General features: G+C 69.9%; 21 protein-coding genes. 7 read left to right on the forward strand and 14 right to left on the reverse strand.

The window, feature by feature from the left end; translation table 11 throughout:
• Positions 1–78: 78 nt before the first annotated feature.
• Positions 79–1,503, forward strand: a complete 1,425-nt coding sequence (locus VGJ24_RS09155) for an MFS transporter (protein ID WP_331500236.1) — start codon at positions 79–81, stop codon at positions 1,501–1,503.
• A gap of 287 nt (positions 1,504–1,790) precedes the next feature.
• Entirely contained in the window at positions 1,791–3,314 is a 1,524-nt protein-coding gene (locus VGJ24_RS09160) for an MFS transporter (RefSeq protein ID WP_331500237.1), read from the forward strand.
• A 57-nt stretch (positions 3,315–3,371) separates the two neighbouring features.
• Here the strand turns inward: VGJ24_RS09160 and VGJ24_RS09165 are convergent, their stop codons facing one another.
• Positions 3,372–3,701 carry a GlsB/YeaQ/YmgE family stress response membrane protein gene (locus tag VGJ24_RS09165; RefSeq protein WP_331500238.1) on the reverse strand — a complete coding sequence of 110 codons (330 nt, stop codon included), beginning with the start codon at positions 3,699–3,701 and terminating at the stop codon, positions 3,372–3,374.
• 82 nt (positions 3,702–3,783) lie between these two features.
• Positions 3,784–4,713, reverse strand: a complete 930-nt coding sequence (locus VGJ24_RS09170; protein ID WP_331500239.1) for a LysR family transcriptional regulator — start codon at positions 4,711–4,713, stop codon at positions 3,784–3,786.
• Positions 4,714–4,796: 83 nt separating this feature from the next.
• Between VGJ24_RS09170 and VGJ24_RS09175 the strand changes: the two genes are divergently transcribed.
• Both VGJ24_RS09175 and VGJ24_RS09180 read left to right on the forward strand, forming a co-directional pair.
• On the forward strand, positions 4,797–4,940 hold the full coding sequence (locus VGJ24_RS09175) for a hypothetical protein (protein WP_331500241.1): 144 nt from the start codon (positions 4,797–4,799) through the stop codon (positions 4,938–4,940).
• 197 nt (positions 4,941–5,137) lie between these two features.
• On the forward strand, positions 5,138–6,313 hold the full coding sequence (locus tag VGJ24_RS09180; protein ID WP_331500242.1) for a glycoside hydrolase family 6 protein: 1,176 nt from the start codon (positions 5,138–5,140) through the stop codon (positions 6,311–6,313).
• Positions 6,314–6,316: 3 nt separating this feature from the next.
• Here the strand turns inward: VGJ24_RS09180 and VGJ24_RS09185 are convergent, their stop codons facing one another.
• On the reverse strand, positions 6,317–6,763 hold the full coding sequence (locus VGJ24_RS09185) for a hypothetical protein (RefSeq protein WP_331500243.1): 447 nt from the start codon (positions 6,761–6,763) through the stop codon (positions 6,317–6,319).
• Positions 6,764–6,816: 53 nt separating this feature from the next.
• Between VGJ24_RS09185 and VGJ24_RS09190 the strand changes: the two genes are divergently transcribed.
• Entirely contained in the window at positions 6,817–7,053 is a 237-nt protein-coding gene (locus tag VGJ24_RS09190; RefSeq protein ID WP_331500244.1) for a hypothetical protein, read from the forward strand.
• Between the two features lie 33 nt (positions 7,054–7,086).
• On the opposite strand, the gene VGJ24_RS09195 is transcribed toward VGJ24_RS09190, so the two are convergent.
• Both VGJ24_RS09195 and VGJ24_RS09200 read right to left on the reverse strand, forming a co-directional pair.
• Entirely contained in the window at positions 7,087–7,665 is a 579-nt protein-coding gene (locus VGJ24_RS09195; protein ID WP_331500245.1) for a dihydrofolate reductase family protein, read from the reverse strand.
• A gap of 14 nt (positions 7,666–7,679) precedes the next feature.
• Positions 7,680–8,138, reverse strand: coding sequence for a carboxymuconolactone decarboxylase family protein (locus VGJ24_RS09200; protein WP_331500246.1), 459 nt, complete (start codon positions 8,136–8,138; stop codon positions 7,680–7,682).
• 75 nt (positions 8,139–8,213) lie between these two features.
• Between VGJ24_RS09200 and VGJ24_RS09205 the strand changes: the two genes are divergently transcribed.
• The gene (locus tag VGJ24_RS09205) at positions 8,214–9,089 is read left to right on the forward strand and encodes a sigma-70 family RNA polymerase sigma factor (protein ID WP_331500247.1); all 876 of its coding nucleotides are present in this window, start codon (positions 8,214–8,216) and stop codon (positions 9,087–9,089) included.
• 11 nt (positions 9,090–9,100) lie between these two features.
• On the opposite strand, the gene VGJ24_RS09210 is transcribed toward VGJ24_RS09205, so the two are convergent.
• From VGJ24_RS09210 to VGJ24_RS09230, 5 genes are all read right to left on the reverse strand, one after another.
• Positions 9,101–9,862, reverse strand: coding sequence for an SDR family oxidoreductase (locus VGJ24_RS09210; protein ID WP_331500248.1), 762 nt, complete (start codon positions 9,860–9,862; stop codon positions 9,101–9,103).
• Complete coding sequence (locus VGJ24_RS09215) at positions 9,859–10,824, reverse strand: 3-hydroxyacyl-CoA dehydrogenase NAD-binding domain-containing protein (protein ID WP_331500249.1); 966 nt, start codon at positions 10,822–10,824, stop codon at positions 9,859–9,861. Before VGJ24_RS09215 ends, VGJ24_RS09210 begins: the two co-directional genes overlap by 4 nt.
• Positions 10,811–11,980: a ring-hydroxylating oxygenase subunit alpha gene (locus VGJ24_RS09220; RefSeq protein ID WP_331500251.1), complete on the reverse strand. Its 1,170-nt coding sequence runs from the start codon at positions 11,978–11,980 to the stop codon at positions 10,811–10,813. The genes VGJ24_RS09215 and VGJ24_RS09220 overlap by 14 nt, the downstream gene beginning before the upstream one ends.
• 73 nt (positions 11,981–12,053) lie before the next feature.
• Positions 12,054–12,635, reverse strand: a complete 582-nt coding sequence (locus VGJ24_RS09225; protein WP_331500253.1) for a TetR/AcrR family transcriptional regulator — start codon at positions 12,633–12,635, stop codon at positions 12,054–12,056.
• Positions 12,636–12,728: 93 nt separating this feature from the next.
• A complete protein-coding gene (locus VGJ24_RS09230; protein WP_414691053.1) occupies positions 12,729–15,614 on the reverse strand; it encodes a replicative DNA helicase in 2,886 nt (961 codons plus the stop codon).
• A gap of 300 nt (positions 15,615–15,914) precedes the next feature.
• On the opposite strand from VGJ24_RS09230, the gene VGJ24_RS09235 reads away from it, so the two are divergent.
• Complete coding sequence (locus VGJ24_RS09235; protein ID WP_331500255.1) at positions 15,915–16,451, forward strand: hypothetical protein; 537 nt, start codon at positions 15,915–15,917, stop codon at positions 16,449–16,451.
• Positions 16,452–16,565: 114 nt separating this feature from the next.
• On the opposite strand, the gene rplI is transcribed toward VGJ24_RS09235, so the two are convergent.
• The 4 genes from rplI to rpsF all read right to left on the reverse strand — a co-directional run bounded on the left by rplI (position 16,566) and on the right by rpsF (position 18,308).
• Positions 16,566–17,012 (reverse strand): 50S ribosomal protein L9, encoded by a 447-nt coding sequence (rplI, locus tag VGJ24_RS09240; protein WP_331500256.1) that lies wholly within the window; start codon positions 17,010–17,012, stop codon positions 16,566–16,568.
• A gap of 14 nt (positions 17,013–17,026) precedes the next feature.
• A complete protein-coding gene (rpsR, locus tag VGJ24_RS09245) occupies positions 17,027–17,263 on the reverse strand; it encodes a 30S ribosomal protein S18 (RefSeq protein WP_331500257.1) in 237 nt (78 codons plus the stop codon).
• A 119-nt stretch (positions 17,264–17,382) separates the two neighbouring features.
• A complete protein-coding gene (locus tag VGJ24_RS09250; RefSeq protein WP_331500258.1) occupies positions 17,383–17,931 on the reverse strand; it encodes a single-stranded DNA-binding protein in 549 nt (182 codons plus the stop codon).
• An 86-nt stretch (positions 17,932–18,017) separates the two neighbouring features.
• Entirely contained in the window at positions 18,018–18,308 is a 291-nt protein-coding gene (gene rpsF / locus VGJ24_RS09255) for a 30S ribosomal protein S6 (protein WP_331500301.1), read from the reverse strand.
• Positions 18,309–18,317: the final 9 nt, after the last annotated feature.

Below are 18,317 nucleotides of genomic sequence, written 5' to 3' on the forward strand. Positions count from 1 at the left end.
ATACACGATAAGGGTTGACAACTATACGTCGTACAAGGTTTCCTGTACGCCATACATGTACGACGTATAGGAGACGTGATGAACCGCAGCCGCTGGGCGCTCGTGGCGGTGGCACTGGCCACCTTCATGACCTACCTCGACAACAACATCGTCAACGTGGCGATCCCCGACATCCAGCACGAGCTGGGTCTCTCGACGGCGGGCATCGAGTGGGTGGTGAGCGGCTACATCCTCACGTTCGCCGGGCTCCTGCTCGCCGGTGGTCGGCTGGCCGACCGCTTCGGGCGGCGCCGGCTCTTCCTCGTCGGCCTGGCCGTCTTCACGGTGTCCTCGCTCCTCGCAGGGTTCGCAGGCGGACCCGCCACCCTGATCGCGGCCCGCGCCCTGCAGGGAATCGGTGCCGCGGCCGTCACCCCGACGACGCTGGCCATCATCAGCGCGACGTTCACCGACCCGCGCGAGCGGAACGCGGCGGTCGGCATCTGGGGCGGAGTGGGCGCACTCGCCCTCGCCGTCGGCCCAGTGCTGGGCGGACTCCTGACCCAGCACGTCTCGTGGGAGTGGATCTTCTGGATCAACGTGCCGATCGGCATCGCGACCATGGTGCTCGGCGCCTGGGCGATCACGGAGTCGAGCGAGGACGAGGTACGTCGCATGGACGTGGCCGGTCTCGGCCTGTCGACGGTCATGCTCTTCTCGCTCACCTGGGCCCTGATCGAGGGTCACGGCCGGGGCTGGGACTCCGCCGGCATCCTGAGCGCGTTCGGCGTCGCGGCTGCCTCCGCCCTGGCGTTCACCATCGTCGAGAGCCGCGTCGAGCAGCCGATGCTCGACGTCAGGCTGTTCCGGCGGATGGAGTTCACCGGCGGCATCATCGCCCTGATGCTGTGGGCGTTCGGCCTCTTCGGCATCTACTTCTTCACCTCGCTGTACCTCCAGGGCGTGCTCGGCTTCTCGCCGACCAAGGCCGGTGCCGCGTTCGTCCCGATGGCTCTGCTGATGGCGGGCTCGGCGGTGGTGTCCGACCGGGTCGCCGCGCGGTTCGGTGCGTACCGCTCGACCGGCTTCGGGATGCTGGCGATGGGCCTGGCGATCGGCTCGGTCTCGCTGTTGGGCAAGGACGCGTCGTTCCTCTCGCTGATGCCGAGCTTCGCGGTGATCGGCCTGGGAGGGGGCATGACGATCCCGCTGACGGCGACGGTCCTCGGCGTGATGCCGACCAGCCAGGCGGGAGTCGCCTCGGCGGTGTTCAACGCCTCCCGCGAGGTCGCCGGCCTGCTGGGCATCACCGTGATCGGCGCGGTGCTGACCAGCCGTCAGGGTGCCTCGATCGCCGCTGGACACACGCCGGTCGACGCGTTCCTGACCGGCTACCGGTCCGGACTGCTGCTCGCCGCCGCCCTGGTCGTCGCCGGTGGAGTCGCGGCGTTCGCGGCCCTGCGCCGGGCGCACCACGCGCCGGAGCAGGAGACCGCGCGCGAGGACCTGGTCCTCGCCGGCTGACCGGCCAGGAAGAAGAGAGCATCGGGCCCGCCCCCGAGAGGGGACGGACCCGATGTGATTCGAAGGCTGAGGTCCGGTCTCAACCCCCCGTACGACGCACCACGGGCCGGGCCAGGAGTGGCCGCCGGCGGCGGACGCGTTGCACCTTCATGCTGCTCCTCCGCGGGCCTCGGCGCATCAGATTTTCGGGATTCTTTGCCCAGCGCGAGAAATTCCGCGTGGGCCGTGTCGAAAGCTCTTCGTCTCATTCGATGTACGGGTGAACCGACCCTCACCCAGGAGCTCTCATGACCACCGACACCACGAACTCGAGCCGGACCCGCGGCATCCTCGCGCTGGCGGTGCTGGCGCTGCCCACACTGCTGGTCGCCGTCGACATCTCCGTGCTCGCCGTGGCCCTGCCGACGATGGGCCGCGAGCTGCACGCCAGCGCCACCGAGCTGCTGTGGATGACCGACAGCTACAACTTCATGGTCGCCGGCGCGATGCTCACCACCGGCGCGATCGCCGACCGGATCGGCCGCCGTCGGATGATCCTGGTGTGCGCGGCGATCTTCGCGATCGCGTCCGGGATCGGGGCGTTCGCGACCACTCCGGAGCTGGTGATCGCCGCCCGCGGCGTGATGGGGCTCGCCGGCTCGGCGATCCTGCCCGCGTCGATGGCGCTGCTCGGCGGCCTGTTCACCGACGAGAAGTCCCGGATCCAGGCGATGGGCGCCATGATGACCGTCTTCCTGGGCGGCATGGCGATCGCGCCGTTCGTCGGTGGCCTGCTCCTCGCACACTTCTGGTGGGGCTCGGTCTTCCTGATGGGCGTACCGGTGATGGCCGTGACCATCGCGGTCGTCCCTCGGCTGATCCCGGAGTCCAAGGCCGACGTGCCCGCGCCGCTCGACCTCGCCAGCGCCGCGCTGTCGGTCTTCGCCGTCCTGAGCCTGGTCTTCGCCCTCAAGCGCGCCGTGAACAGCGGCTTCGACTCCTCGGTGCTGGTCGCGCTCGTGGCCGGCGTGGTCCTGGGCACCGTGTTCCTGCGTCGGCAGGCCACACTCGCGCACCCGCTGATGGACCTCGGCCTCCTCGCCCGGCCCCGCGTCCGCCGTACCCTCGCCGCGCTGTTCCTGACCGCGCTGCTGATGGGCGGCACGTCACTGCTCTTCAACCTGTACCTGCAGGAGGTCCAGGGCCTGTCGCCGCTCGACGCCGCCTGGTGGATGCTGCCGATGATGGTGTCGATGATCGCCGCCGCCAACCTCGGCCCCTGGCTGAACCGGCGTCTTGCCCAGCGCACCGTCGTGGTCTCGATGATGTCGGTGATGACCATCGGGTTCGCCCTGTACGTCGTGGCGCCGGCGAGCGCCGCGGGGCGCCCGGTCGTCGCGACCGGCGCCAGCCTGGCCACCTTCGGGATCGGCGCCGCCTTCCCGATGCTGATGGACGGCGTGATGAGCTCGGCTCCGCCGGAGCGCGCCGCCTCGAGCGCGTCGCTGGCCCAGCTGTCCAACGAGCTCGGCATCGCCCTCGGCCTGACCGTCCTCGGCTCGCTCGGCACGGTGGTCTACCGCGCGCGGCTGGGTCTGCCCGGCTCCACCGCCGAGCAGAGCGTGATCGACGGCATCCGCGAGGGACAGCACGACCCTGCCCTGCTCGCCTCGGTCAAGACTTCCTTCACCGACGCGTTCCACGTCGCCGGTCTGGTCGGAGTCGCGGTGATGGGCGTGGTGCTGGTACTGGCTGCCCGGGCCACCCGCGAGACGCCGGCACCGTCGGTCGTCGAGAGTCAGCACACCGAGCTCGAGGAGCTGGCGGCCTGAGCAGGCCCTCGCGCCACCGCACGGTGTCGACCGACGTCGACCCCGTGCGGTGCTGCGTCAGTGGGTGCCGGGCTTCTTCTTCGCGGCGGCCTTGGCCGGGTTGCCGGAGCGGGACGTCGGGGTGCCGGGCCCGGCGTTGCGGCTGCGCATCCACCGCCACACTCCGGTGACGACGAGGGCGCCCGCGAGCGACCCGATGATGCCGCTGGGGCGGAGGCGGAGTCCGTCGCCGGCGAGCAGGCTGATCAGGAGACCGCCGATGAACGAGCCCACGAGGCCGGCGACGATCGCCATCGACCAGTCGACGCCACGGCGCTCGCGACCGAGGATCAGCTGCGCCCCGGCACCGACGATCATGCCGAACAGGATGATGCCGAGGATGAGCATGAGGTGACGCTAGTGCATCGAGGCCCTGGTCAGCGACGACAAGGTGTCGTGGTCGGGGAAGCGATCTCGTGAGCGTCGTCGCTCAGGTGAGGACGGAGCGGCGCGCTGCCGTCTTCGCCACGGCCTCGTCGAGCAGCTCGAGGGCACGGCGTACCTGCGGGGCGTCCGCCGCACCGTCGCGGACGTGGACCACGATCCGCCGCCGAGGAGTCGGGTTCACCAGCTCGCGACTGTCGACTCCGGCCATCGACTCCGGTACGGCGAGGGCCGGCAGGATGGTCACGCCGACGCCGGCCGCGACGAACGCGAGAGCCGTGTGATGGTCCTCCGAGCGCGCGACGTAGCGCGGCGAGAACCCGGCGGCCCGGCAGGCGTTGCGGATGATCCGGGTGCAGGTGTTCCCGTGGTAGTCGTTGTCGATCACCGGCTGGCCGGCCAGGGCCCCGAGCGGGACCTGGGTGTCCCACTCGTCGAGGAGCTCGTGGCCACGCGGCGCCGCGACCCGGTAGCCCTCCTCGGTCAGCACGTGCCGGCTGTGGCCCGGCCGCTCGACGCCGTCCACATCGGCGTCCTCGGTGGTGATGTCGAGGTCGCGACGGCCCGCCGCCGGCGACTCGGGGCCCAGCTCGTTGAGGGTCAGGTCCAGGACCAGCTCGGGGAAGTCCCGGCGCAGGCCCTTTGCCACGGCGGGCAGCCAGAACTGCGCCGCGGAGGAGAACGCGCCGATCGTCAAGCTGCCGGTGCGCCCCTCGCGGAGGTGGTCGACGACACCGCCCAGCCGGTTGAGGCTGTCCATGAGGTCCTCGCTCTCGGCCGCGAGGACCTTGGCGGTCGCGGTCGGGGTGATCCCGCGCCCCGCCTTCTCGAAGAGCACGAGCCCGGTCTCGCGCTGCAGGGCCGAGATCTGTTGGCTGACTGCGGACGGGGTGTAGCCGAGGTGGTCGGCCGCTGCCTGCACCGAACCACTCGCCACGACCGCCCTGAACACGCGGAGACGCTGGACGTCGATCATGCTCCTGATCATACAGCACAACTGCATGGTTCGTTAGAAACATTCGCTTGTGCTGAACAGTCTGTACCGGGATCATTGGGTGCATGACCACAACCCAGAAGACCAGCAAGATCCAGCGATTCCGCGCCTTCGCGCGCTACGCGTGGGGCGACCAGGTGGCCGCCAACCGCGCGCTCCTCCGGACCCAGCCGTACCAGGACTACCTGCTCAACCAGCGCGACCGCTGAGGTGCCCGCCTCCGACTGTCCGCCTTCGACAACACAGACCACCGCTCCATCCACCTAGAGCCGGCCGCACCCTCCGCGGCCGGCTCTCCTGTCGTCCGGGTCCTCCGGGTGCACGACCAGCACGAGCCTCGCCGATCCCTGGCGGCGACGCCGGTTCCGGGTGATGCTGGGGGTCCCCCCGAGAAGGTGACCCCCCGATGCCCAGCGTGCTCCTGCCTGCGGCGGTGCTGATCAGCCTTGCCGCCGGCGCCCTGTCCACTTCTCCGCACTCCACGCACCACAAAGCCAGTACGTCGTCGCCGGTGTCGTCGCCGGTGTCGTCGCCGGTGTCGTCGTCGGTGTCGTCGTCGGTGTCCTCGTCGGGCGCCCGGGCGACGTCGGGCCGCAACCCGCTCGCCGGTCGCCCGTGGGGCACCTACGAAGGCCCGCAGGAGATGGCGTGGGCGCCCTACGTCAACGCGACTGGCAGGCACAAGAAGCTGCTCGGCTACATCGCGCTGGCCCCGAAGGCCAAGTGGTTCGGCGCCTGGATCCCGAACAACCAGATCGCCCAGCGGGTCCAGGAGTACGTCGCGAACGCACAGGCCGGCGATCCCTCGACGCTCGTGCAGATGACGGTCTTCCGGATGGTGCCGTGGGAGCAGGCCGCCTGCAGCCGGCTTCCCACCCGGGCCGAGCGCGCGTCGTACAAGACGTGGATCGACCGGTTCGCCGGCGCCGTCGGCAGCGCCCACGCCGCGATCGTGCTACAGCCGGACGGGCCGTTCGCACTCTGCGCACCCCACGGCTCGAAGGTGCCGTCGAAGCTGGTCGCGTACGCCGCGAAGGTGCTCTCCGCGCAGCCGCACACCAGCGTGTACGTCGAGGCTGGCGCGGCCGACTGGCCGCATGCGGGAGCTCAGGGCGGTGTCCACGCAGCGGTGAGGATCCTGGTGCATGGTGGCATCCGCCACGCCCACGGCTTCGCCCTGAACAGCACGCACTTCGACTCGACCACCGCCGAGGTCGCACGCGCCGCCGCGATCGCGCGGGCGCTGGCGCGGAAGGGGTTCCCGGGCCGGACCGCGGTCATCAACACCTCCACCAACGGGCATCCCTATGAGTACGGCGCCTACACCGGCAGGGACCCCGACAACCCGAAGGTCTGCGGGTCCAGGACCACCCCCGCCTCGAGAACCTGCGCGACGCTCGGCATCCCGCCCACGGCCCACTCCGCCGCCCACCGTTGGGGCCTGTCCGCCGCCACCGATCGGCTCGCGAGGAAGTACGTCGACGGCTACCTCTGGATCGGCCGGCCATGGCTGTACCGGCAGAACCAGCCGTTCGTCACCAAGCGCGCACTTCAGCTGGTCAGGACGACGCCCTGGCGGTGAGCGTCATCCCTCGGCGCGCTTCGCGACCGTGCGCAGCATCCCGCGGGTGGCCCGGGCATGGCCGGTGCTGAGCATCAGCAACGTGCGGTAGGCCCAGCCGTGCGGGCCGGGGAACACCGCGTAGGTCAGGGCGCGCAGCCGCGAGGCGTCGCCCTCCGGGTCGACGCGGAAGACCAACCGGTACGTCGAGAAGCGATGGCGTCCCGCCAGCACGATCTCGTGGGGTGGAGCCGACTCGACCACCTCGAACCCGCTGCGGGGCACCGTGCCGAGCACTCGGAACAGGACGCCGTGGGACGAGGTCGTCAGGCCCTCGACGTAGTCGTGGAGCGCCGCCCAGGTGCGCTCGGGCGTGGCCGCGACGGATCGTGCGTGCTCGTCGACGAAGGGGGGCTCGGGCGGCGTGGTCACCTCGCCCATCCTCGTCCGCGCGACGGTCGCGGCGGACACCGAGGTTCCTCGGCCGGGCACGGGCTCGGTGACGGCGGTGAGCGGCTCCACGCGTGGCTGGGAGAGGGGGCCCCGACGCCGCGTCGTACCGACCCACCGACGGCCCGAGCGCGTTGGTCTTCGACGAGGTGATGCAGACCGGCGCGGTGATCGTCGGGCGGCGTACCTTCGAGTTCGCCGGTGGCTGGGACGGCGACCACCACGACGGCGTGCCGATCTTCGTGCTCACCCACGCCGCGCCCGACGACCCGCCACCGGGCACGTCGAGCTCGACCTGGTCCGGACTCTGACGACCCCCGACATCGAGAGCCTCGAGCACCGCGTCACCCACCTGCGCAGTCGGGTGCGCCGCCGTCGGGTCGATACCGGAGGCTGACCGTCCGGGTCGGCTCGGCGTCGTCGCGTCGGAGGTGCACGGGCTCGCCACCAGGCGCGTCGTACAACCGGATCCCGTCGCCGAGGAGCACCGGTACGACGTGCAGGTCGAGCTCGTCGACCAGGCCGAGCTGCAACAGCTGCCGGCCGATCGTCGGCGAGAAGACCTCGACGTTCTTCCCGCCCGCGGCCTCGAGCGCGATCCCCACCGCTTCCTGGACCGGGCACGACAGGAAGGTGATGTCGGGGGTCGGCATCGCGTCCTCGGGGTGGTGGGTGAGGACGAAGATCGGCCCCTGCCACGCTCCGCCGTAGGGCCGCGAGTCACCGATCGCACTGTCGAAGCCGGCACGTCCCGCGAGGATCGCGCCGGTGGTCTCGACGTACTCCTGGACCAGTCCCGGGCGGTTCGTCGCGCGGGACAAGAAGTCCATCGAGTGTCCGGGTCCGGCCACGAAGCCGTCCAGACTCATCGCGAAGTGGAGGAGCACCTTGCCGGCGGCCGTCTGGGGCGAGATGTCGGTCATGGCCCGAGTCTTGCTCAGGCGGACCAGGCGCCCGCCACCTGACGAGTCGCGGCGTTCAGCCGGTTCCACACGTTGATCGAGCTGATCGCGATCAGCAGGGCGGACAGCCCCTGCTCGTCGTAGTGCCGTGCGGCCTCGTCCCACAGCTCGTCGGACACGGGGTCGCCGCGGTCCGCGAGGCGGGTCAGCGCCTCGGTGAGCTCGAGAGCGACGCGCTCGGCATCGGTGAAGTACGGCGCGTCGCGCCACGCCGCCACGGCGTACAGCCGCTCGTCGCTCATCCCTTCCTTCTTCAGGCTGGTCGAGTGGAGCTGGACGCACACGCTACAGCCGTTGATCTGGCTCGCCCGCAGGTTCACCATCTCGATGGTCTCGGTCGGTACCCCGAGCGCCGCACCGGCCCGGCTGTACGCCGTGAGCGCCTTCAAAGCGGCCGGGACGACGAAGACGGGATGGGGCATCCGTGCTTCCATGGTGCTTCTCCTGTCATGTCTTTTCTGTTCGGTTCGTCAACTGAGGTGACGGACCGCGAAGGAGGAACCTGACAGATGCCTACTCAGGAGAAGCTGGCCGAGGACTTCGAGCAGCACCGCGCTCATCTGCACTCGGTCGCCTACCGGATGCTCGGCTCGATGACCGAGGCGGACGACGCCGTGCAGGAGGGCTGGCTGCGGCTGGCGCGTTCCGACACCCACGACGTGGTCAACTTGCGCGGCTGGCTGACGACCGTGGTGAGCCGCGTGTGCCTGGACCTCCTCCGGTCGCGGAAGTCACGACGCGAGGAGCCGCTGGACTTCCACTTCCCCGACCCGGTCGTGACCCGCCTCGACGCCGACCCCGCGGCGTCCGCCGAGCAGTCCGACGCGGTGACCTTGGCCCTGCTGGTGGTGCTCGACACGCTGAACCCGCGCGAGCGGATGGCGTTCGTCCTGCACGACATGTTCGGGGTGCCCTTCGACGAGATCGGCGAGATCGTGGGTAGCACCGCGGCCACGGCCACCCAGCTGGCCAGCCGCGCTCGGCGCCGGGTCCGGTCCACGCCACCCCCCGCCGCGGATCTGGCGACCCAGCGCCGCGTTCTCGACGCGTTCACCTCCGCTGCTCGCGACGGAGACTTCGACGCCCTGCTCGAAGTACTCGACCCGGACGTCGTCCTGCGTGCGGACGGCGGACTTCGCGGCGAGTCGGGCATCGTGCGTGGCGCGCTCCAGGTCGCGTCTCAGGCCTCGGCGTTCCGGCGCGCCGGCCACGAGCCGGAGCAGGTCTGGGTGCTCGTCAACGGTGCGGTCGGTCTGGTCTCGCTGCGCAACGGGCGGCCGGTATCCGTCTTCTGCCCGGTGATCCGAAGCAACCGCATCGTCGAGATCAACATCCTCACCGACCCCGAGCGCATCACCACGCTCGACCTGAGCGACGTGCTCTGAACCCGCCTGGCTCAGAACGACCCCGGCCGCAACGGCGAGGCCGCGGTCAGACCCCCGTCCACGGTGAAGCACTGACCGGTGGCCCACGCCGCCTCGTCGCCGGCCAGCCAGGCCACGATGTTCGCGATGTCCGTCGGGCGACCCATCCGGCCGGCGGGGTGCCGGACGATCGCGTCGCGACGAGCCGCGGCGGGATCGCCCGCGAGGTCGAATCCCTCGTCGGCCATGTCGGTCTCGACCCATCCGGGGAGCACTGCGTTGCAGCGCACCTGCGGACCGTGGTCGATCGCGATCGACCGGGTCAGTGCGTGGACGAACGCTTTCGAGGCGTTGTACAGCGCACTCGACAGGTCCGCGACGACCCCGGAGATGGAGCCGATGTTCACGATGACCCCGCCGTGCCCGGTCATCCCCGGCAGGACGGCTCGGGACATGTTGAAGACCCCGCGGCAGTTCACTCCCACCTGCAGGTCCCAGTCGTCGTCGGTCGACTCGGCGACGGTCTTCGCGACCAGGACACCCGCGTTGTTGACCAGGAGAGAGACGGGTCCGAGCTGTTCGGTGGCCTGCGCGACGAGCCGATCGGCGTCCTCCGGTTTCGCGACGTCCGCCCGGATCCAGACCACGTCGTCGGGGAGGTACGCCGGCCGGTCGCCGCGCCCGCAGGTGGCCACGCGGGCGCCGTCGGCGGACACCCGCTCGACCACCGCACGCCCGATCCCCCGGCTGCCGCCGGTCACGACTGCAATGTGTCGGCTCAGGTGTCGGCTCATGCGTCATGCCTAGCGTCCTGGCCAGGCTTCTCGCCACCGTGGGTCGCCGCGAGCACGGAGATGAGCATGGCGTCACGCCGAGCCGACAGCTCGGTGAGATCGGATTCGGGCACGACCCGCGAGACCCCCTCGACCAGCCGGTGGACGGTCGCGTCGTCCAGTCGGGGTGTGCCGAGGTCGTCCCACCAGCGGTGGAAGCTCTCGGCGTACCTCTCACAGAAGGTCGCAAGGCCGCCCTCGTCGGCGCCGAGGTGGAAGAGCAGGGTCGGGCCCATCACGGCCCAGCGCTGTCCGGGGCCGGAGGCGACCGCGGTGTCGATGTCCGCCACCGTTGCGACCCCCTCGTTGACCAGGTGGATCGCCTCGCGCCAGAGAGCCGCCTGCAGTCGATTGGCGACGTGGCCGGGTACCTCTCGCCGGAGCTCGATGGTCACCTTGCCCACCGACTCGTAGAAGGCGCGAGCGGCGGCGACCACGCCGGGGGCGGTGCGCTGGTTGCCCATGACCTCGACGAGGGGGATCAGGTGTGGCGGGTTGAACGGGTGCCCGAGCACCAGTCGGCTCGGGTCCTTCCAGCCGCGCTGCAGCTCGCTCAGGGTGAGCCCGGACGCCGACGAGGCCACGACCGCGTCGTCAGCCAGCACCGGCTCGATGACGGCGTACAGCTCGTGCTTGAGATCGACCCGCTCCGGGATGCTCTCCTGCACGAACTGCGCGCCCTCGACGGCGGTGCGGGCGTCTCGGCTCACGACGACGTCGCTGTCGGGCTCTCCCGACCGAGCCAGACCCAGCTGCTGAAGCACCGGCCAGGCGGTCTCGACCGCGGCGTGGACCCGAGACTCGGTGGCGGGGTCCGGGTCGAAGACGGCGACCGACTTTCCCGCTGCCAGGAACAACGCCGTCCAGCTGCGACCGATCAGACCGCCGCCCAGGACCGCCACGGCGTCGTCAGGGGGCGACATGCTCGGTCTCCGGCGTGAGGTCGACCAGGTTCCGGTAGGCGTCGATGAGCAGCCCGTGGAAGTGGTGTACGCCGTGCTCGGACAGACCGGACCCAGCCCGGTCGACCACGATCCGGCCCTGGTCGAACGCCGGCGTGCGCATCCCCCGTTGGACGCTTTCCACGAGTGCGATGTCCTGCTGCTGGAGGACCTCGTCGACGTAGCGCACCGACTGGGCCTCGACCTCCTCCGGCTCGGCTGTCTCGAAGTAGAAGTCCCACGTCTCGAGGGTGCGCTCGGGTCCGTCGGGAAGGACCTGGAAGACCATGAAGTTGCCACGACCGGGGTAGCGCAGGAGACAGGTGTTGGGCCACAGCCACCACACGGCGTGCTGGTTCACGGTTGCCCCGGAGACGTCGTACGCCGCGTTCTGGTGCTTGCCCGCCTCCGCGAAGTGGCTGGACCAGATCCCGTGCGTCCTGACCTCGTAGGTGTTCATGTCGACCAGGTCGACGAACTCCTTGTGGGCGATGTGGCAGTGGTAGCACTCCAGGAAGTTGTCGATGACGTTCTTCCAGTTGGTGGCCACGTCGTACGTCAGCCGCTTGGCGTGGCTGAGCGTGGTGACGTCGGGGGCCCAGAGCGCGATGTCGGCGGCCAGGTCGCCGGCCTGGTCCGCGAGCGCCGGTGCGTCCGGGTCGAGGTTGACGTAGACGAACCCGCCGAACTCCTCGACCTGCACGCGACGCAGGCAGATGTTCGACTTGTCGAAGGTCTCCATGCGGTCGGCCCGCCGTGCCGCCTTCAGAGCGCCGGTGAGGTCGTAGGTCCAGGCGTGGTAGGGACAGACGATGTTGCGGGTCGTGCCGGCACCCGACAAGAGCTCGTGGGCGCGGTGTTGGCAGACGTTGTAGAACGCCCGCAGCTCGCCCTCTCGGTCGCGGACCACCGCGACCGGCATCCCGGCCACGGTCGCCGTGACGTAGCTGCCCGGCGTACACAGGCGACCGGCGTGACAGATCCACTGCCAGGTGCGGGCGAACACCCCGGTCAGCTCGGCGTCGAGCCACTTCTGCTCGAGGTAGGCCTGCGATCGCAACGACATCGAGCGTGACGGGTCCGGGTGGAAGCCTGCCGCGACGTCGCGGACGTCGTCCTGGGTGACCGGCATCATCATGGGCCGAGCGTAGGCCCCCCTTGGACGTTCGTTCAATGATTTCTTGGACGCTCGTACAAACGTCGGGTGTGGGTCAGGGTCCCAGGGCGATCTCCTCGCACCGGGCGACCGCGCGTCTCAGGGAGGCACGGTCCAGTCCGAGCAAGGCGGTCAACCACAGTCCGTTCTGGACGACGTCGACGTCGGCGGCGCGCTTGCCGCACTCCGCGCGGGTCAGCTCGGGGCGCGCGGCCTTGATCAGGTCGGCGAGGCCGGAGCGGTAGCGCTCCTGGGCGGTGGTGTTGATGTGGGCGAAGTCGTCGTGCGCCTGGGCGAGCGCCCACAGCTGGAGTCGCAGGGCGAGGTACTCGGTGGTGAGGAACTCCGGCTTCGCGACTCGCCTGAGAGCCGTCCGGAGCCGGGCCTGCGGCGAGGAGCCACGCACGGCGGTCACCAGTGCGATGTCCTGCTCCTCGATCCGACGGAGGGCGGCACGGATGAGAGCGGTCTTGTCCTCGAAGTAGTAGCCGACGAGCCCGGGGGCGACCCCGGCCTCCCTGCCCACCGCGCGGATGCTGACTCCGGAGATGCCGTGCTGCGCGAGCAGGCGGAGGACGGCGTCGAGGATCCGCTCGTCCCGGTCCTTCTGCGGGGCGTTGCTCGACGAGCCGGTCACAGCGGGCAGCCTAAGGCCGGGCCAGTCAGCGGGCGCTGACCAACCGGGGGTCGAGGCGGACGTCGTACCACCGGCTCAGCAACGGGACCATCATCAGTGGGCCATGTCGACGAAGCGGGAGTAGTGGCCCTGGAAGGCGACGACGATGTCGCGGGTGGGGCCGTTGCGGTGCTTGGCCACGATCAGGTCGGCCTCGCCGGGGCGGGTCGACTCCTTCTCGTAGACGTCGTCGCGGTGGAGCAGGATGACCATGTCGGCGTCCTGCTCGAGAGAGTTGTGGGCCGCGAGTCCGTTCACCACGAAGTTGTGGGTCTTCAGCACCGTTGCGTCGTACACCGGCTCCGTCCCCGCGGGCTCGATCGAGGTGATCGAGTCCCAGAAGACGTCGTTGGTCGCGAGAATGTCGAGCTCGGCGTCGTCCAGGACAGCTGCGACCCGAGCCAGCCGCTCGCGGCTCGGGGCGTGCTTCGACATCGTGGATCCGTAGAACCGGGTGTCCGTCGCGGCGGCGAGCTGCCGGTGGGTCACCTGCTTCTCGGCCAGGACCTCGCGGACCCGGCCCCACACCTCCTGGGGCACTGTGTCCAGGTCGGTGTTCGGGTGGAGGTCGCGCAGCTGCTCGGCGAGTGCGGTCGCCTGCGCGCCGCGTTGCCCATGGACGCCGATCTCGTCGCAGAAGCGCAGCTGGTTCTCCACGCCGTCGATGGAGAGGTGCCAGGAGTCGCGGCCGCCGGCCTTCTTGACCCGCTTGATCCGGGCGAAGATGTTGAAGCGGAGCAACAGCCTCGCAACGTCGTCCACCAGGCGACGACTCGTCGAGGCGTAGTCGATCCGGCCGAGCCGGCGCTCGGCGTCGTACCCGATCGACCCGTCGGTGGCCCAGAGGTGGCGGAGGAAGAGACCGACCTGTTCCTTGGGAAGCCCGAAGACCCAGTCCGGGACGAACCTCTCGTGACTCCGGAGTCCGAACAGCGCGTCCTGGTCCAGCCCCGCCGCGATCGGGTGTCGTCGCCCATGAGTCATTCGGTACGGCGCCGCCAGGCGCTGCGTGGTCACGCGGGCCGCGGCACACTCGTCCGGCTCGGCCGTGATCCCGAACCGCCGCCGAGCGGCCTCCGACACGGCCGCGAGGTCGGCCCCGTCGATGCTGGCGCAGCGGATCGGTTGCCGCTTGACGAAGGAGCCCTCACCGAGCAGGTGAGCGAGCAGCACCACCTCGTCGTCGTCGCGGCGTCGGACGTCGAGCGGAGGCGGCACGTGACGCAACGAGCCCAACCGCGCGCCGGGAGCCAGCTCTGACAGCGGCATCCACCCGTCGTAGGTGAGGAACTGGTGGTTGCCCGTCGCGCGGATCCGGCGACCCGACGACAGCGTCAGCTCGAAGACCGGCTTGACGCCGCTGGGAAAGGCATGCGTGAGCGTGCGGGGCACCAGCTTCAGCCGGTCGTCAAGAGACCACACCGGCACCTCGGTCGCACCGGACGCCATCAGCTCACCGAGCGTGATCTCGGCGTTCGTGTCGGCGCGCATCAACCTCGTGTCGGCCGTCAGACATCCTGACTCGCGCAGGTCGCTCATCATCGGGCGCTTGTCGCCGCGCTGCTCGGGGCCACGGTTGAGCTGCGAGAGGGCGATGATCGGCACCTCGAGCTCCTTGGCCAGCAGCTTGATCTGGCGCGAAAACTCCGAGACCTCCAGCTGGCGGCTCTCGACCTTGCGGCCGGACGTCATCAGCTGCATGTAGTCGATGACGATGAGCCGCAGCTCGTGGCGCTGCTTGAGCCGGCGGGCCTTGGCCCGGATCTCCATCATCGTCATGTTCGGCGAGTCGTCGATGAACAGCGGAGAGCTGGAGATCTCGGCCATCTTGCGGGCGAGCTTCTGCCAGTCGTCGTCGTTCAGCTGGCCGTTGCGGATGTGGTTCAGCGGCACCTTCGCCTCGGCGCTCAGCAGGCGCATGGTGATCTCGGACTTGGTCATCTCCAGGCTGAAGAAGCACGAGGCCATGTTGTTCTGGATGGACGCCGCGCGGCACAGGTCGAGGGCAAGGGTGGACTTGCCCATGGCGGGACGCGCCGCGACGATCACCATCTGGCCGTTGTGCAGGCCGTTGGTGAGGTCGTCGAGGTCGGCGAAGCCGGTGGGCACGCCGTACAGCCCCGCGTCGCGATTGCCGATCGCCTCGATCTCGTCGAGGACGCCGTCCAGGATGTCGCTCAGCGGCGCGTAGTCCTCCGACGAGCGCCGGTCGGTGACCTGGTAGACCTCCGCCTGTGCCGCGTCGACGACGTCGTCGACGATGCCCTGGCCGGCGTATCCCATCTGCACGATGCGGGTGCCGGCGTCGACCAGCCGCCGCAGGATGGCCTTCTCACGGACGATCTCGGCGTAGTAGCCGGCGTTCGCCGCGATCGGGACGTTGGCCGACAGCGTGTGGAGGTACGGCGCGCCTCCGATGCGGGCGAGCTCACCCCGGCGCTGCAGCTCGTTCGCGACGGTGATCGGGTCGGACGGCTCGCCCCGGCCGTAGAGATCGATGATCGCGTCGAAGATGACCTCGTGGACCGGACGATAGAAGTCCGCACCCCGGAGCACCTCGCTGACGTCGGCGATGGAGTCCTTCGACAGCAGCATCGAGCCGAGCACGCTCTGCTCGGCGGCGTTGTCCTGAGGGGGTGTCCGGTCTCCGGGACGGCTCGGCCGCTCACCCGGCTCGTAGGCCGCGGGGCCGTCGCCCCAGTCGTCGCGTGGTGCCTCAGGAACGCCCGGGACGTCCCACGGCCCCTGCTCCGTGATGCTCACGTAGCAGCTCCTTCCGGGGGCACCGCGGGAGCCCCATGCGCCCGGCGGTTGTGACGGGTGTGACGCTAGGGGCGACCACCGACAGCGACGACGTACCGTCCCTGCCGAGGGCCCACCCGTTCCCGCCGACCCGTCGACAGGGGAATCTAGGTGCCGGGCAGGGCGCGTTGGAAGCACGTTGTCCACAGGGGCTGGGGATAACCGCGGTCCGCACGTGGACGACACGCCCCGGGCTGTGGCCGGGCCGGGGGACAACGTGTGGACAAGGTCGGAGACTCGCGTCTTGTCACGCTCTTGACCTGCACGTATGTGCTTCCACAGGTGTGCAGGCGGAAAAGTCGCCGAATGACTCGTTCATCTTTTCGCCATCTGGGATTCGCACGTTGGTTTGTCGACACATTGCCCCACCCCTGGTCTGAACGGGGGATATCCACCGCTCATGCACAGGGGTAAAGAACCCCGGCTAACCTGACCGCCGTGAGGCCGCTCCAGGCCGTGGCCATGGGCCTGGTAATCGTGCTGCTGGCGGCACCCGTGCACGGCTTCGACCTGCTCCCCGACCCGTTCGGCTGGGTGTTGGTGCTGGTCGGCCTGGCCCAGCTGCCGCTTCCGCAGCGCGGCGGTCTGCGGGCCCTGGCCACGCTCAGCCTGCTGGTGTCGGTGGTCGTCTGGTTCCCCGAGGTCCGGGACTCGCTCAACGTCACCGACCTCGCCCTGGCCTGGGCGGCCGGGCTCCCCGAGCTGGCCACGGTCATCGTGCTGGCCCACGCGCTCGCCCAGCAGGCCCGGCTGGCGGGCGACCAGCGCGCCCGCGCGTGGCTGCAGACCGCGGTGACGCTGTTCGTCGTGGTGGTCCTCCTGCCGCCCGTGGTGCTCGGCGGCGGTCTCCACGGACTCGACGACGCGTTGGGGGTCGTCGGCAGCATCACCCTGCTGCTCTTCGTCGTCCTGCTGTTCCGGTACGCCGCCCGCCCCTGGGCCCAACCCACCGCCCCTAGCGCCGAGCAGCGGTGAGCCGGAACCGCTTCGGCACCCCACAACGGTCCTGGCTCACCGCTCCCGCAACACCCGGACGCACCACGGCCCGCCGGGACCGGGGTCCGGGCGGGCCGTGGCGAGGTGGATGGGTCAGGCGGGGATGACGTTGAGCGACACCGTCGCCGAGACCTCGTCGTGGAGACGTACCGACACCGAGTGGGCGCCGAGCGTCTTGATCGGGTTGGCCAGCGCGATGGTGCGACGGTCGACGTCCTCACCGACGACGCCGGCGATGGCGCCCGCGATCTCGGTGGTCGTGACGGCGCCGAACAGGCGACCGGCCGAGCCGGCCTTGACCTTCACGTCGACCGGGGCGGACTCGAGCTTGCCCTTCAACTGGTCGGCGTGCTCCTGGTCGCGGACGGCGCGCGAGGAACGGGCGGTCTTGATCGACTCCACGGTCTTCTCACCGCCACGGGTCCAGCGGATCGCCACGCCACGCGGCAGGAGGTAGTTGCGGCCGTAGCCGTCCTTCACCTCGACCACGTCGCCGGGCTGTCCGAGGCCGGTGACCTCCTGGGTCAGGATGATCTTCATCGTCTCGGCTCCCCTCAGCGACCGGTCGAGGTGTACGGCAGCAGCGCGAGCTCGCGGGCGTTCTTCACCGCGATCGCCACGTCGCGCTGGTGCTGGACGCAGTTGCCGGTCACCCGACGCGCGCGGATCTTGCCGCGGTCGGAGATGAACTTGCGGAGCAGCGTGGTGTCCTTGTAGTCGACACCGGTCGCCTTCTCCTTGCAGAACTGGCAAACCTTCTTCTTCGGCTTGCGCATGACTGCCTTGGCCATTGTGGTGCTCCCTTTCAGCGAGCCCGGCCGCTACGAGAGCTGAGCCGGAATGGTGGGCTTGGACTGGTATTCAGTTGTGGGTCCCGCGCGCTCGAAGACTCGATCGACGGGAGTGTGGATCAGAACGGCGGCTCGTCGGAGCTCACGCCCGGGGTCGCCCAAGGGTCGCTCGCCGGAGCGGCGCCGCCACTCGCGGGCTGCTGCTGGCCCTGCGCCGGCGTCGCCCACGGGTCGTTGTCCGAAGGAGCGCCCTGGCCGCCCTGACCGCCCTGCTGGCCGCCGCCGTACGACGAGCCGCCCGACCGCTGCGTCCGCGTCACCTTGGCGGTGGCGTACTTCAGCGACGGACCGACCTCGTCGACCTGGATCTCGAACACGGTGCGCTTCTCACCCTCACGCGTCTCGTACTGCCGCGAGCGCAGGTTGCCCTGCACCACGACGCGCATCCCCTTCTGCAGGGACTCCGCGACGTTCTCCGCGGCCTGTCGCCACACCGAGCAGGTCAAGAACAGCGCCTCGCCGTCCTTCCACTCGTTCGCCTGCTTGTCGAAGGTGCGCGGCGTCGAGGCGATCCGGAAGTTGGCCACCGCGGCCCCCGAGGGCGTGAAGCGGAGCTCGGGGTCGTCGACCAGGTTGCCGACCACGGTGATCTGGGTGTCGCCTGCCATGTCAGGTCTCCTCGGGAAGTGCGAGTGCGTTCTGGCTCATGTTCGCCGGTGGCACCGACAAGCGCCACCATCGATCCACAGGATGCTCAGTGAGCGTCCGGCCGCATCACCTTGGTGCGCAGGATCGACTCGTTGAGGCCGAGCTGGCGGTCGAACTCCTTGACCGTCGCCGGCTCCGCGGTGAGGTTGATGACCGCGTAGATGCCTTCGGCGTTCTTGCGGATCTCGTAGGCCAGGCGGCGCCGGCCCCAGACCTCGACGGTCTCGACGCTGCCGCCGTCCTTGCGGATGACGTTGAGGTATTTGTCGAGCGACGGTTCAACCGTCCGCTCCTCGAGACTCGGGTCGAGGATGACCATCACTTCATAGGCACGCACAGCGGTCTC

Source organism: Nocardioides sp. (genome assembly GCF_036493135.1).
Classification (GTDB): domain Bacteria; phylum Actinomycetota; class Actinomycetes; order Propionibacteriales; family Nocardioidaceae; genus Nocardioides.